This is a genomic window from Rhizobium binxianense (assembly GCF_028994275.1).
Lineage (GTDB): Bacteria > Pseudomonadota > Alphaproteobacteria > Rhizobiales > Rhizobiaceae > Rhizobium > Rhizobium binxianense.
In genome coordinates this window covers 3,694,338-3,709,147 of record NZ_CP118713.1, presented here as the reverse complement: position 1 = coordinate 3,709,147, position 14,810 = coordinate 3,694,338, and the positions used below count along the sequence as shown (strand labels likewise).

The 14,810-nt window shown below is 60.7% G+C and carries 13 protein-coding genes and 1 pseudogene; 3 read left to right on the top strand and 11 right to left on the bottom strand.

Annotated elements, in window-relative coordinates; translation table 11 throughout:
* Positions 1–51: 51 nt before the first annotated feature.
* Together PO860_RS18160 and PO860_RS18155 are read right to left on the bottom strand one after the other, a co-directional pair.
* Positions 52–399: a hypothetical protein gene (locus PO860_RS18160; RefSeq protein ID WP_273885861.1), complete on the bottom strand. Its 348-nt coding sequence runs from the start codon at positions 397–399 to the stop codon at positions 52–54.
* 274 nt (positions 400–673) lie between these two features.
* Positions 674–900, bottom strand: a pseudogene (locus PO860_RS18155) (SMP-30/gluconolactonase/LRE family protein); the annotation flags it as partial.
* 618 nt (positions 901–1,518) lie between these two features.
* Here PO860_RS18155 and PO860_RS18150 point away from each other — a divergent pair.
* From PO860_RS18150 to PO860_RS18140, 3 genes are all read left to right on the top strand, one after another.
* The gene (locus tag PO860_RS18150; protein WP_273885860.1) at positions 1,519–2,313 is read left to right on the top strand and encodes a RodZ family helix-turn-helix domain-containing protein; all 795 of its coding nucleotides are present in this window, start codon (positions 1,519–1,521) and stop codon (positions 2,311–2,313) included.
* A 204-nt stretch (positions 2,314–2,517) separates the two neighbouring features.
* Positions 2,518–3,306 (top strand): DUF2092 domain-containing protein, encoded by a 789-nt coding sequence (locus PO860_RS18145; RefSeq protein WP_275035614.1) that lies wholly within the window; start codon positions 2,518–2,520, stop codon positions 3,304–3,306.
* Positions 3,303–3,632 (top strand): hypothetical protein, encoded by a 330-nt coding sequence (locus PO860_RS18140; RefSeq protein WP_273885826.1) that lies wholly within the window; start codon positions 3,303–3,305, stop codon positions 3,630–3,632. Before PO860_RS18145 ends, PO860_RS18140 begins: the two co-directional genes overlap by 4 nt.
* A 13-nt stretch (positions 3,633–3,645) precedes the next feature.
* Here PO860_RS18140 and PO860_RS18135 read toward each other — a convergent pair whose 3' ends face one another.
* The 9 genes from PO860_RS18135 to adh form a co-directional block, all read right to left on the bottom strand.
* Positions 3,646–6,828 (bottom strand): efflux RND transporter permease subunit, encoded by a 3,183-nt coding sequence (locus PO860_RS18135; protein ID WP_275037936.1) that lies wholly within the window; start codon positions 6,826–6,828, stop codon positions 3,646–3,648.
* A gap of 41 nt (positions 6,829–6,869) precedes the next feature.
* The gene (locus tag PO860_RS18130) at positions 6,870–8,066 is read right to left on the bottom strand and encodes an efflux RND transporter periplasmic adaptor subunit (RefSeq protein ID WP_275037935.1); all 1,197 of its coding nucleotides are present in this window, start codon (positions 8,064–8,066) and stop codon (positions 6,870–6,872) included.
* Positions 8,067–8,354: 288 nt separating this feature from the next.
* Positions 8,355–9,119, bottom strand: coding sequence for a bestrophin-like domain (locus PO860_RS18125; protein WP_272784983.1), 765 nt, complete (start codon positions 9,117–9,119; stop codon positions 8,355–8,357).
* Between the two features lie 131 nt (positions 9,120–9,250).
* On the bottom strand, positions 9,251–10,384 hold the full coding sequence (locus PO860_RS18120; protein WP_183610578.1) for a calcium:cation antiporter: 1,134 nt from the start codon (positions 10,382–10,384) through the stop codon (positions 9,251–9,253).
* Positions 10,385–10,679: 295 nt separating this feature from the next.
* A complete protein-coding gene (locus PO860_RS18115; RefSeq protein WP_183610577.1) occupies positions 10,680–11,387 on the bottom strand; it encodes an SDR family NAD(P)-dependent oxidoreductase in 708 nt (235 codons plus the stop codon).
* Positions 11,388–11,564: 177 nt separating this feature from the next.
* Positions 11,565–11,915: a ribbon-helix-helix domain-containing protein gene (locus PO860_RS18110; protein WP_105007475.1), complete on the bottom strand. Its 351-nt coding sequence runs from the start codon at positions 11,913–11,915 to the stop codon at positions 11,565–11,567.
* 24 nt (positions 11,916–11,939) lie between these two features.
* Positions 11,940–12,536, bottom strand: a complete 597-nt coding sequence (locus PO860_RS18105; RefSeq protein ID WP_020051778.1) for a DJ-1/PfpI family protein — start codon at positions 12,534–12,536, stop codon at positions 11,940–11,942.
* 106 nt (positions 12,537–12,642) lie between these two features.
* On the bottom strand, positions 12,643–13,035 hold the full coding sequence (locus PO860_RS18100; protein ID WP_183610620.1) for a DUF779 domain-containing protein: 393 nt from the start codon (positions 13,033–13,035) through the stop codon (positions 12,643–12,645).
* 165 nt (positions 13,036–13,200) lie between these two features.
* Positions 13,201–14,709: an aldehyde dehydrogenase gene (adh, locus tag PO860_RS18095; RefSeq protein WP_183610621.1), complete on the bottom strand. Its 1,509-nt coding sequence runs from the start codon at positions 14,707–14,709 to the stop codon at positions 13,201–13,203.
* Positions 14,710–14,810: the final 101 nt, after the last annotated feature.

The window sequence follows — 14,810 nt, the reverse complement described above, 5'->3', positions numbered from 1 at the left end:
TGACCGACGTGGCGATCTTGCTGGGTCAGCTCAAACCCGCTCGGCGCCATGTCAGGAGCCGAAGTCTTCCCGGCTCCCATGGCCAAGGGTTGCATCAGCTTGCTGTCGCGGCCCTCGCCGCTCGGGACAATGCGCATCATCATCGGCTGGCTGGGGTTCGGTGGCTGCGAGGAGTTCCGTCAATGCTCCAAAATGCTCCCGCGCCGTCCGCAGTACATCAGCGCCGGCAATAGGAAGATCGATGACGGCTTCGAGCGCACGAACGACACGGCGGGCAGCTCGGCGGATTTCACGAGAAGACATATCGGATTTCAGGATCTCCGTCGCCAGGATGAATTTGGCGCGGTAGCTCATCGCGTTCTGGGAAGAGAGCTGCCATTGGCGGTAAATCTGTTGCATGGCGTCTTAACGCGTCAGTTGCCGAAAACGTCGCCCATCATCTGCAAACATAGTGAATCGCATTTTAACTAAAACTTAAGCGTAAGTTAGTGGAGTCTTATTAAACTGTCGCGCTTGGGCCGGCGCTCGCATTGTTTCAGTGCCCTGCCAATAGCCAGATAGGGCGACGGCCGCCGGGGGCACGCCTCGATGAGAATCCCGTCATACAGGAAGTCGGAACGTGCCGTGTCCGCCGGGTGGCCCGATATAGGCGCCAGTTCGCCAGCCTACGCGTCTGGGCGCCGGTTGCTGCGACGTAGACCGAATAGAGTGAGCGGGTGGCGGCTGAGGTTTGCAACCGTCAGGGGGACACGGATCTTGCCGATCAGTTTCCCCGTCGTGTCGAAGCAAAAGACGCCATCGGCTGCGCTCGACCAGAGTTCCGTTCACATCGGTGCGGATGCCGTCCGGAATGCCGTTGTCGAAGTGGCAGAAGACGCGACCGTTTGCGAGTCGGCTGCCAACTGCTCGGGTTCGATAACTTCAGGGACTTCCTACAGGTTTTCCGTCAGCACATCCGGGAGATTTCGATTCAAGTCGCGGACACCCTGTGCTGACAGGGAAGCCGCAATCCGCCACGAATGACATGAGTTCGATAAATAAGCGTTACGCCTCAGAGACACCCTCGAATCTCGACCAATTTTACAAGCCTCTGTGCGATCAGGCCCCCGCAACCAAACAAAAAGGCCCGCTGCAAAGCGGGCTTTTTGTTTGGTAATGGGTCGAGGAGTTAACGCCTCGTCAGAGGCCCGCAAGAAGGCGAAGCCGACGCGGCGGGACAGAAAACCACAAATCCTGCCCCCGCAACCAAATGCCTTCAAAGATAAGCTACACAAATGCCCGCCGCGTGCGGGCTTTTGCGTTGCTAGACGTCAGAAACGATAGTCCTCCGAGTTGCGATCGATCTTCGCGCGGCGACTAGATAGTTGCTAAAGAGATAATATTCTAATATACGTAGATCAGGCGCTTCTTATATTTCCATGAAAGCAAGCAACGTCCGCCCATTCGGCGGCGCCTATTATCCTATTCAGAGGGCATTCCGATTTCATGAAGTAGATCAGAGATTTATAGGGGGGAATCATGCGAAAATGGCGATCTTCTCTACCGACCTCTCCGTATCGGAGGCGTCGTCTTCTATCGGTAATCTCCGGGTTGTCCGCGTCCTGCGCGGTGGTGTTCTTCGCCGGGATTGCTTCAGCGCAAGCGCCGACCGAAGAGCAGCGCGATGCCATCAGGGCAGAGTGCCGCTCCGATTTCATCGCAAAATGCTCCGGGGTGACACCGGGAGGCATCGAGGCACTCACCTGTCTGCAGCAGCATAGCGCGACGCTTTCGGCGGGCTGCCGGAAAGCAGTTTCGGCGGTGAACGTCAAACCTAAATCGACATCCGCGGAGCCAACGCCGACTGCACCTGCAAATACAGCAGTGACCGCCCCGGCGCCTGCGACCGGCACGCCGGCGGCTCAACCGACGCAGGCGCAGCGAAATGCGGTCAAATCGGCCTGCCAGCGCGATTTCATGGCGCAATGTTCCGGTGTCACGCCGGGAGGTGCAGCGGCGCTCAGCTGTCTGCAACAGCATAACGCTGCTCTATCGACGCCATGTCAGCAAGCGGTTGCAGCATTGGGGGGATCGTCGGCGCCGACGACTGGCGATGCGGCTGCCACCGGTGCGATTACGCCGGCCCCTCGGGCAATGATGCCGGCCTTCTCCCCACCTGAGGAAGTGATGATCCTGCGGGAAACCTGCGGAGCGGACTTCCAGGCCCTGTGCCGCATGGTGCCTTTAGGCGGAGGGCGGGGCATTGCCTGCCTGCGCGACAATCTGCAACGCGTGTCACCGGCCTGCCATCGCGTGTTGACCTCGGGATTGTAGTGCGCGTTTGAAATTTGCACTCTGAAAGAGTTCATCGCGCGCCAGCGAGAAATTCGGTGCGCGATCCTGCAAAGGCCGGCTGACGGCCGTTTTTCCGCATGCATGCATTGCATCTCTCACATTTCATGTCCGGCTGCGGCAGGTCCGGCAGCCGCCATCTGCAATTCGATGAAATCAATGACGACACCAACGAAAGGCATTGCCATGTCATCGACTTTCTCTTTGCCGCGATTGAAGCGGATCCTCCTCTATACTTCGCTTGCCGCCAGCCTCGCGCCGGCGGGCAACGCATGGGCGGATGATGCGAAAGCCCTGCTCAAGACGATATCCGATTTTCTGACGGCGCAGAAGACGATATCCTTCACCTACCAATCGTCGCTCGAAGCGGTAACGCCTGCCTTCGAGAAACTCCAGTTCGTAAGCTCGGGCACGGCCAACCTGACGCGTCCGGACAAGCTGCGCGTCACCAGGACCGGCGGCTTTGCCGACCTCGACGTCAGTTTCGACGGTTCGTCGCTGACGGTGCATGGCAAGAATCTCGACGCCTATGCCAAGATCGATGGCAAAGGTTCGCTCGATGAGTTGATCGACAGGCTGATGACCGCCGGCGTCGAGGCTCCCGGCGCCGATCTGCTGTCCACCAACGTCTACGACACGCTGATGTCCGATGTGACCGAGGGCAAGCATATTTCCAGCGCTTTCGTGGACGGGGTCGAATGCGAATATCTGGCCTTTCGGACAGCTGAAATCGACTGGCAGATCTGGATACAGAGTGGCCCGCAACCGATACCCCGCCGTTACGTCATTACCAGCAAACACGTCGTCCAGGCTCCGCAATACACGCTCGAAATCAGCGATTTCAAAAGTGGAGCGGATGTCGCGGCCGTTTCCTACACCATCGAGGTTCCGGCTAGCGCCAAGACAGTCGATCTCAGTGAGCTGCAATCGCTAGATGAGCTGCCTGAGGCTGCCGATACGGGAGAGGTAAAATGACCCATAGGAAGCTGTTCTTCGCCCTCGGGCTGACCGGAGTTCTGACATTCACCGGCTTTCACATCGAGGGGCAGGGATCCATGCCGGCGTTGATCGGCTTGGCCACGCCGGCGGGCGCCGTCATCGGCAGGCCGCTGACGCCGCTCTCTTATGCGGGCGTGGCCCGCCGGACGACGCGGCGGGTCGTCACACGCACGACGACGACCATTGCCGTGCTTCCGGCGGGCTGCCGCTATGGTCCTTATTACGGCGGCTATTATTACCGATGCTGCGGGTATTATTACGCCAAGAGCGGCAACGTCTATGTGCAGGTGATCGTGCAATAATGCTGCGATCGCCTTACCGGACGTTCGATATCTCCGGCTCCGCCACGCTCGCGGCCGTGTTTACGGTCGCGCCGCGCCGCTTCCAGTATTCTTCGAGGCGCTGCAGCAGCACGTAGAAGGAGGGAACGAAGAGGATGGCGAGACAGGTCGAGGCGATCATGCCGCTGAAGACCGATATGCCGATCGACTTACGGGCCGATGCGCCGGCGCCCGTCGCCAGCACCAGCGGCAGGACCCCGAGGATAAAGGCGAAGGACGTCATCAGAATCGGCCGGAAACGCAGCCGGGCCGCCTCGACCGCCGCCTCCAGGATTTCCAGGCCTTCTGCCCGTTTTTCCCGCGCATATTCGACGATGAGGATGGCATTCTTGGCTGCCAGCGCAATCAGCAGGATGAGGCCGATCTGCGTGTAGAGATTGTTGGCGACGCCGGCTGCCGTGAGTGCCGCCACCGTGCCGAGCAAAGCAAGCGGCACGGCTGATATGACCGCCAGCGGCAGGATCCAGCTTTCATATTGGCCGGCGAGCACAAAATAAACGAGCAGCATGGCGAGCGCGAAGATGAAGTAGATCTGCCCGCCCACGGCCTTCTCCTGATAGGAGAGCGCCGTCCATTCGAAGCCCGTCCCTGTCGGCAGCGTCTGATCGGCGATTTGCTCCATGACCGCGAGCGACTGGCCGGAGCTGAAACCGGCGGCCGGTCCACCGACGATGGTGGCGGTGGGATAGAGATTGTAGAGGCTGATCAGCGAGGGGCCTCGCGTCGCGGTGACATCGACGACGGTGCCGAGCGGCACCATCGTCCCGTCGCCCGCCTTGACCTTCAGATTGCGGATGTCGTCAGGGCTGACACGGAAATCGGAAGCGGCTTGTGCATAGACCTGGAAGGTGCGGCCGAATTTGTTGAACTGGGTCACATAGCTCGATCCGACATAGCCGGAGAGTGCGGAGAAGACCTGCCCCACGGTAATTCCCAGCGTCTCCGCCTTGATGCGATCGACGGATACTGCAAGCTGCGGCACGTTCGAGCGAAACGGCGTGCTCAGCCTCTGCAGCGATGATTGGGCATTGCCGTTCTTGACGATTGTATCGGCAAGCGATTGCAGCAGCGGATAGTCGGATACGCCGTTGCGGAGCTCCACCTGCATGGTAAAGCCGTTGGCATTGCCGACGCCCTGGATCGGAGGCGGAACGACCACCAGCGTTTTGGCGGTCAGCACATGCTGCAGCGCGTCGTTCAAATGCTGATAGATCGACAGCAGGTCCTGTCCTTTCTCCTTGCCGCGTTCGTCCCAATCCTTGAGAACGACATAGGCGACGCCGGCATTCTGCAGGCTGGCATTGTTGTCGAGAACGGAGAGGCCGCTGATGGTCAGTACCTGATCGACGCCAGGGGTGGCCTCGGCGATCTTGCCGACCTCTTCCATGACCGCATCGGTCCGCTCCTTCGAGGCGCCGTCGGGCAATTGCGTACTGATCAGCACATAACCCTGATCCTCGATGGGCAGGAATGCGGTCGGCAGGCGGGCGAGGCCCCAGACGGCGACCGCGATCAGCACAAGTGCCGCGATCGCCATGATGCCGGCATGACGGGTCATCGATCCGATCAACCCGGCATAGCCGCGTTCGCCTTTGTCGTAGACCCTGTTGAAGCCGCGATAGAGGATGTTGCGTTTCTCGGGCGGCGCCGGTGGGCGCAGCCAAAGGGCGCATTGCGTCGGTTTGAGGGTGACCGCATTGACCGCGCTGATCAGCGCTGTCGCGGCAATCACGAGGGCGAACTGCCGGTAGAGCTGCCCGGTCAGGCCGGGCAGGAAAGCGGCCGGAATGAAAACCGCCATCAGCACCAGCGTGATACCGATGACCGGGCCGAGCAATTCCTCCATCGCCTTCTCGGCGGCCTTTCGGCCGGACATGCCGGCCTCAATGTGCCGGGCCACACCTTCGACAATGACGATGGCATCATCGACGACGATGCCGATGGCGAGGACGATGGCAAACAGCGTCGACAAATTGACGGTGAAGCCTAATGCGGCCATGGCCGCGAAGGCGCCGATGATGGTGACCGGAACGGTGGTCGCCGGCACCAGCATTGCCCGCCAATCCTGCAGGAAGACGAGAATGACAATGAGAACGAGAATGCCGGCCTCGATCAAGGTGACGTAAACCTCGTCGATGGAGGCCTCGACGAATTTCGTCGTGTCGAACGGCAAGTGATATTCAAGGCCCGCCGGGAAGCTCTTCGAGAGCTCTTCCATTTTTGCGCTGACCGCCTGCGCCACTGCGATGGCGTTGGCCTCCGGCAATTGAAAAATACCGATGCCGGCCGCCGGCCGGCCGTTCTGCATGAAGGACTGGCTGTAGGTCTGGGCGCCGAGTTCGACGCTGCCGATATCGCGGACACGGGTGATGCGGCCGCCCTGTCCGCTCTCGACCTTGACGACGATGTTCTCGTAGTCGGCGGCCTCGTTCAGCCGGCCATTGACGTTCAGCGTGTATTGGAAGACCTGCCCCTTCGGCACCGGCGGAATGCCGATCTGGCCGGCGGCAACCTCCTGGCTCTGCTGCTGCACGACATTGACGACGTCCTGCGGCGTCAGGCCGCGTGCCTGCAGCAGGTTCGGATCCATCCAGATCCGCATGGCATACTGGCCGGCGCCGAACACGGTGACATTGCCGACACCCGGCAGGCGGGCGAGTTCGTTCTGCAGGTTGATGACGGCGTAGTTCGACAGGAACAGGCTGTCATAGCGGCTGTCGGGCGAGGTCAGGCTGACGAAGCCCAGGATCGCCGTTGATTTCTTCTGCGTCGTGACGCCCTGAAGCTGCACCGCTTCGGGAAGCGACGACATTGCGATGGCGACGCGATTCTGCACCAGAACCTGGGCCTGATCCGGATCCGTTCCGATGGCAAAGGTCACGATCAGCGAATAGGTGCCGTCGCTGGCGCTGGTCGACTGCATGTAGAGCATGTCCTGCACGCCGTTGACCTGCTGCTCGATCGGCAGCGCCACGGTGTCGACGAGGGTCTGGGCGCTGGCGCCGGGAAAACGCGTCGTCACCTGCACCGTCGGCGGGACGACATTCGGATATTGCGCCACAGGCAGCTGGAACAGGGCGACCGCGCCGACGAGCACGAAGACCAATGCCAGGACGTTGGCGAGTACCGGTCGCTCGATGAAGAAACGCGAGATCATGCTGTTGTCCTCAGACGTTCAGATGAAGCATGGCGGCGAATTCATTGCGTCGTGGTTTTGGCCTTGGCATCGCCGGCGGCATTGGCCGTCGGGTTCATTTCGATCTTCTCCGGCGTGACCTTGCTGCCGGGAATGGCCTGCTGGATACCTTGGGTCACCACCCAGTCAGCCGGGTCGAGCCCGGACTGGATAACCCGAAGCGGACCTTCACGCTGGCCCGTCTTGATCTGCTTCTGCTCGACGACGTCGTCCTTGCCGAGAACCAGCACGTAGCTGCCGAGCTGGTTCGTTCCGATCGTATCGTCACGCACCAGCAGAGCCTTGTCGTTGTGGCCGACCGGCACGCGAACTCTGACGAAGAGGCCGGGCAACATGGCGTGATCCTTGTTGTCGAACAGGGCACGGACCTGAAGCGTGCCCGTGGAGGCGTCGAGCTGAGGTGATGCGTAGTCGAGATGCCCCTTGTGCGGGTAACCTTCTTCCGTCTGCAGCCCGATCTCTGCCGGTATGCTCGGAAGGTCCGTCTGCCTGAAAGTATGTCCTTGTTTTGCCATGGCTTCCTTGATCATCAGCACCTGCGTTTCGCTGACGTTGAAATAGGCATAAAGCGGATCGGTCTGGACGATGCTGGCGAGTTTGGTGGGGCCGGACACGCCGACCAGCGTGCCGATATCGACGAGGTGATCGGTGACGATGCCGTCGAAGGGGGCGAGCACTTCGGTATAGCCGAGATTGATCGTCGCGAGTTCGACATTGGCCTGGGCGTTGAGGATGGCCGCATTCGCCTCGTCGAGGGTCGCCTTGGCGCTGTCGACCGCGGTCTGTGTGGTGACCTGTTGCTTCGACAGATTGAGCTGGCGGTCATATTCCTGTTTTGCGCCGACCTGGGAGGCCTGCTGCGAGGCGAGTGACGCCTTCGCCTGATCCAGTTGCGCCTGATAGGTGTCGCGCTCGATGCCGAAAAGCTTGGTGCCCTTCTTCACCATCATGCCGTCCTGGTAGTCGATGGATTGGATATATCCCTGGACGCGCGCCTCGATATCGACGGCATTGAGCGGTGCGGTATTGCCGGTGAGCTCGAAATAGAGCGTCACCGCTTGCTGGACCGGCTGCGCGACCCGAACCGCAGGCGGCGGTGGGGGAATATAGCTGTTGCCGCTCTCCCCACAGCCGGCGAGAATGGCCATGCCGGCAAATGTCAAAAAAAGTCGCAGATCCTGATGCAATCTCCCACACATTGCCGCCGCCTCGACAGGTCAAGAGCCCACTGCATAATTCCTTCAATCGGAATCGATTGAAGGATAAATGATGCTGCATTTCAAAATGCGACAGCGTCCCTTGCATGTCTGAAAGACGCGCGGCGCTGTCGTCTTCATGCGTGCCTCGACGGCGGCCCCCAATCGACCTGCCGAAGGTTTTAGGCATGCGATATTATGTCGCGGCATTGCTAAAAATTGCAATAGCCCTTGGTGCACAATTGAACTGTGTTGGGGCCGGACTAGCCGAGGCCGGGGCGTGTACCGCGGTTACGGTTTCCCGAGCCGTTCTATGGCGGACTGCAAGGGTGCGTCGGAAACGCGGACCAGCCCGATATACGGATTGGCCATATCCGAGACCAGGAAGACCGCGCCGGCGACAGAGAGAGCGCAAACAAAGAGAATTGACATCACCGTCGGGTTCGGTGGCGCCTGCAATCCGAAAGTCGCAAAAAGCAGGGAGAGCCAACAGACGAGAACGGCGAGAAATGCCCAGGGCAGGCCCTCGCTGCCGGATTCGACCAGCAGCCAGTGGGTTTCCGCCACCATGCCGCTGACATCAAGAGCGCGCGTCTGGAGAGAGCGCTGGACGGCATCCCTGGGCGACAAGGATCGAAGGTCGCCCTGAACGGCCTCGATATCCTGATATTCTCCAAGTGCCTTGCCGGATGACGCGTCGGTGGTCTCGGCAGTCCAGCCGCGGCTCAGCCGTCTTTCGATGAGTTGGCGCAGCAGCCGGCGCGCATCGTCGGTTTCCGGGCCGTATTGCGCCATGACGCGATCCAGCAGGAGAACCCGCGCTGCCGCCGTTCTCATTTCCACCTCGGCATTGTCATAGGCCGATTTGGCGGATGCGATCAGCAGGCCGAGCGCCAAGGCGGACAGCGTCCCCACCACCGCGGTCGCCAGCCTGATGACGTCCTTGGATTCCGAGCTGAGATGATGATCGGGCAAGCGGCCGCGCACCATCATTCCTATCGATGTTGCCGCCGACAGAAAAACAAATACAAGCCCGCCAAGCAACAGTGAGCTCAAGTCCAGTCTCCGTATCGTCACGTCTATCCCGCGGTGCAATGCCTGCAAGCGGTGCAATAGCCTTTGTCAGCATAGCGGAAGACAGCGGTGGCGCGGAACCCTTTGCCTTCCTGGTCTTGCACGGCCTGGTGTCATTGCTGGAAAATGAGCAGCACGTAAGCCAGGAAAAGCACCAGGTGGACGGCACCCTGCATCAGATGCGTGCGGCCGCTGGCAAAGGTGATGATGCTGACCGCAAGAGTGAGCAGCAGCATCACCAGATCTCCATGCTCCAGGCCGAGTGTCACGGGGTGTCCGTAGAGTTGACTGACAACAAGCATCGCCGGCACCGTCAGCCCGATCGTTGACAATACCGAACCAAGGAAGATGTTGACGGAACGCTGAAGATTGTTGGCGATGGATGCACGCACGGCGCTGATTGCCTCGGGCGTCGCGACAAGGACGGCCATGACAACACCGCCAAATGCGGTTGGCGCGTGCAGGGTTTCGATGATGTAGTCTATCGGCCGCGCAAGCTGTTCGACCAGGAAGACGACAGGCCCCATATAGGCGACAAGCAGAATGGCATGAGGCCAAACCGGTCCATGGTGAGGGACATGTCCGCCGCGAGGTTCGTGACGGTCGGTGTCGTCAGCGAAATAGTCCCGATGGCGGCCGGTCTGCAGAAACAGAAACGTGGCGTAAAGGCCGACCGATATGACGCCCAGTATCAGTTGTCTTGCTGCCGACGGATGCTGTCCGTCCGGGCCTGCAAGAAATGTCGGCATCACCAGGCTCAAGGTCGCCAGCGGCACGATCACTCCGAGATAGGCGTTGGCGCCCTGCAAATTATGCTGCTGTTCCGGTCGCCGCCAGGCGCCGAGCAGCAAGGACAGGCCGACCATGCCGTTCAGAATGATCATGACGACCGCAAACAGGGTGTCGCGCGCAAGCGTCGGATTGTTTTCGCCGTGAAGCATGACGGCTGATATTGCCATCACCTCGATTGAGGTGATGGCAAGTGTCAGAATGAGCGTGCCGTAAGGCTCCTTCAGCCGCTCCGCCAAATGATCCGCGTGCCGGACAACCGACAGAGCGGAACCAAGGACGGCAGCGAACAGCCACGCGAAAACGACAGTGAACCAAAGCGGATCGGAAAGCTGCCCGAAGAGCTGCTCCTGGAAAACAAGAAACGCCAAGCTCGTCGCGACGCTGACGCCGAGGAACCATTCCTCGCGTATCAGGCTGCTTGCGCCGACAGCGCGCAATGCCGGACCGTCCGTCATCGAAACCACCCGCCTTCTGGCAAATGCCGCCGCAATGCGATCCTCAAGACCATTGTGTCCGCCTGCTGTCTTGTGCCCGTCACATGAGCAGGCGGAGACGAGGCTGCCTCAAGGCGAAGCGAAGCTCAAGCCAGATCGTGTGTCACTGACTAAAACTTGCAGGTCTCCCTATTCTTATCACCCATTGCTCCCGACAAGGGACTGCCGCCGAAACAGAGGGTAAGGTGAGACCCGGTCAAAGCTCGACGCGGGCGGTTGCAGCGCGTTGCGGCTGCCGCTCACGCCGCGTCTTCTATTATTCGCGGCCGGTCGCCGGGATTGCTGCGCCAGTGACGACGGCTGCGGCCGGCGAAATCAGGAAGGCGATGAGGCGGGCGATCGATTGCGGCGATACCCAGCCGTCCGTTTTCGCATTGGGCATGGCGGCGCGGTTCTCAGGCGTGTCGATCGTCCCGGGCAGGATGCAGTTGGCGGTGATGCGGTCGTCGCGGCATTCGGCGGCGAGCGCTTCCGTCAGCCGGATGACGGCGGCTTTCGAGGCGGCGTAAGCGGCCTGATTGGCGCCGGCCTTCAGGCCGGGCGCGGCAGCGACATGAACGATGCGGCCGTAGCCTGATGCCTTCATGGTCGGGAGAACTGCGGCGCTGATCGTCAGCGCAGTGCGGGCGTTTGCGGTCATCATCGTGTCCCATTGGGCGGGGGCATCCGGGCCGACCGGTCCCATCTGGAAGCCGCCGACGGTATTGACCAAGGCGCCAACGCCGCCGAAGCGCTTGACGGCCCGGGCGACGGCGGCAGCGCAGGAGGCATAGTCGGTGAGATCCGTCCCCGCGATCGACAGAAACTCGGTAGAGGCAGGAAGATCGACGGCCAAGGCTTCCAGTTCCTGACTCGAACGGTTCATGCAGACGAGTTTCGCGCCGGCGCTCGCAAGCTCGCGGACAACGGCGCTGCCGAGGTTGCCGCCGGCTCCGGTGACGATCACCGCTTTCTGGCTATTCATGGCAATCGATCTCCTGATGGTGCCGGTGCTGGACGATGCCGCGCATTGTTGATCCAGCCTGCGCCGCAGTGCAAGGCCACCGCAGGGGTAATGTCGAGACGTCTTGCGGAACTGCCGGCGAAGCTATCCGCGGGCAGTTCCGTTCTCATTGCCCGATAGTCCTGTCGGGCCTGGCTTTCAATGATACTTCGCCCGTTCGCGGCCGAGGATGACAGGTGCGTCGAGGCCGGAGATTGGACGGCTGACGTCTGCCGGAATGTCGCCGGTGAGCTGCAGGTCGAGATAGCGGGCACAGCAGACTCGCAGGAAGGACGTGAAGTTGCCGAGATCATGGCCGGCATCGATCGATTCATGATGGAGCCGGGTGATCAGCTGGACGACATTCATACCGTCGCGCCGGGCGATCTCCTCCAGCTTCGACCAGAAGAAGTTCTCCAGCCTGACGCTGGTGACCATGCCATCGATGCGCAGCGACCGGGTGGCGCTTTCCCAAAGTCGCGCATCCGCCTTGATGAACAGTTCACACATGTCGTCCTCCCCGTGTCACCCTTCTCAGGCGGCGTTGGTTTCCAGCAGGGCTGCGGCATCGAGTACGGCCATAAACTGGCGCAGCCACGACGGATGCGCCGGCCAGGCGGGCGCCGTGACCAGATTGCCGTCCGAGACTGCATCGCTGATTGATATGTCGGCATAAATGCCGCCGGCAAGTTCGACTTCCGGCCGGCAGGCGGGATAGGCCGAGCAGGTGCGGCCCTTCAAAACGCCGGCAGCGGCAAGCAGCTGCGCGCCGTGGCATATAGCGGCGACGGGTTTTCCGGCGTCGAAGAAGTGCCGCACGGATTTGATGACGTCGGCATTGAGGCGAAGATATTCGGGTGCGCGGCCCCCGGGGATGACGAGCGCATCGTAATCTTCGGCGCGCACGCTGTCGAAGGTGGCGTTCAGCGCGAAATTATGACCGCGTTTTTCGGAATAGGTCTGGTCGCCCTCGAAATCGTGGATGGCGGTGGCGACGGTATCGCCGGCCTTCTTCCCGGGGCACACGGCGTCGACCGTGTAGCCGCAGGCGAGCAGCGTCTGGAACGGCACCATCGTTTCGTAATCTTCGGTGAAATCACCTGTTATCATCAGGATCTTTGAGGCTGGCATCGTTTCCTCCCTTTGAAACCAACTGGCGGAGAGTAGCAAAGAGCTGTGGAGAGCAGGTACTATGGGAATACTACAGGCAAAATTCGTACTCGATAAGGCGACGGCATTAAACCGCCCTGACCTTCACGTCAGGTACTGCGCAAGCCTCGCCGCCGCCGAAGAGGCGGGAACGGGTGAGGAAGCGCTTCTCCCGGCCATTGTCGAGAGAGAACATGCCGCCGCGGCCGGGTACGACGTCGATGATCAGCTGCGTATGCTTCCACGCCTCGAACTGGCTGGCGCTGATATAGACCGGTACGCCGCCGATCTCGCCGAGCTTGACGTCGCTGTCGCCGATCGTAAATTCGTTGGCCGGATAACACATGGGTGAGGAGCCGTCGCAGCAGCCGCCGGACTGGTGGAAGAGGATCTCGGGATGATCCCGCTTGATTTCTGCGATCAAATCGAGGGCTGTGTCGGTTGCCAGAACACGCTCTTCGCCGTTGACGGTGGTTTCCATGGCTGTCTCCTCCAGCGCATAACCCCGAAAATCGGATCGATTTTCGGAAAGATTGTAGGCAAATTCAATGTGTTAGAGCGTCCTACGGAATGCGTGGTGCTCTAAAGATAAGGCCTTCTCCCCGTGTCGGGGAGAAGGCTTTCATCATATCACCATTGGCTGCTCTCAGAAGAAGCCGAGTGCTTTCGGGCTGTAGCTCACCAGCATATTCTTGGTCTGCTGGTAATGCTCGAGCATCATCTTGTGGGTTTCACGGCCGATGCCGGACTGCTTGTAGCCGCCGAAGGCGGCATGAGCCGGGTAGGCGTGGTAGCAGTTGGTCCAGACGCGGCCGGCCTGGATCTCGCGGCCGAAACGGTAGCAACGATTGGCGTCGCGGCTCCAGACACCGGCGCCGAGGCCGTAGAGCGTGTCATTGGCGATTTCGAGCGCTTCCTTCTCGTTCTTGAAGGTCGTGACCGAAACCACCGGTCCGAAGATCTCCTCCTGGAACACACGCATCTTGTTGTGGCCCTTGAAGATCGTCGGCTTGACGTAGTAGCCGTTCGCCAGTTCGCCGCCGAGATCGTTGCGCGCGCCGCCGGTCAGCACCTCGGCGCCTTCCTGCTTGCCGATGTCGAGATAGGCGAGGATCTTTTCCAGCTGCTCCGACGAGGCCTGGGCGCCGATCATCGTCGCGCTGTCGAGCGGGTTGCCCTGCTTGATCGCCTCGACGCGTTTGACGGCCTTTTCCATGAAGCGGTCATAGATCGATTCCTGGACGAGGGCGCGGCTCGGGCAGGTGCAGACTTCGCCCTGGTTGAGGGCAAACATCGCAAAGCCTTCGAGCGCCTTGTCGAGGAAATCGTCGTCTTCGGCCATCACATCGGCGAAGAAGATGTTCGGCGATTTGCCGCCGAGCTCCAGCGTCACCGGAATGAGGTTCTGGCTGGCATATTGCATGATCAGCCGGCCGGTCGTCGTTTCGCCGGTGAAGGCGATCTTGGCGATGCGGGGGCTGGTCGCCAGCGGTTTGCCGGCTTCGAGGCCGAAGCCGTTGACGATGTTGAGCACGCCCGGCGGCAGGAGATCGCCGACAAGTTCGGCCCACAGCAGGATCGAGGCGGGTGTCTGCTCCGCGGGCTTCAGTACGACGCAGTTGCCGGCGGCGAGTGCCGGCGCCAGCTTCCAGGTGGCCATCAGGATCGGGAAGTTCCACGGGATGATCTGACCGACGACGCCGAGCGGCTCATGGAAGTGATAGGCGACGGTATCGTGGTCGATCTCGCCGATCGAACCTTCCTGGGCGCGGATGCAGGAGGCGAAGTAGCGGAAGTGGTCGATCGCCAGCGGAATGTCGGCGGCCATGGTTTCGCGGATCGGCTTGCCGTTGTCCCAGGTCTCGGCCTGGGCGAGCAATTCCAGCTTGTCCTCCATGCGCTGGGCAATCTTCATGAGGATGTTGGAGCGCTCGGCGGCGGAGGTGCGGCCCCATTTTTCCTTAGCCGCATGGGCGGCGTCGAGGGCAAGATTGATGTCCTTTTCATTGGAGCGGGGAATGTCGCAGAGCTTGCCGCCGGTGACGGGTGTCAGGTTTTCGAAATATTTGCCCTCGACCGGCTCGCGCCATTCGCCGCCGATATAGTTGCCGTATTTCAGCTTGAATGGCGACTCGACGATTTTCTGATGAAGCATGTCATCCTCCCATGATGATCCAGGTTCCCAAACGAACCAGTGGGAGGAAAATGTGCGTGTTTTGTCGAAGGGAACAGGGTGGGGGATCAATACCGCAGCGC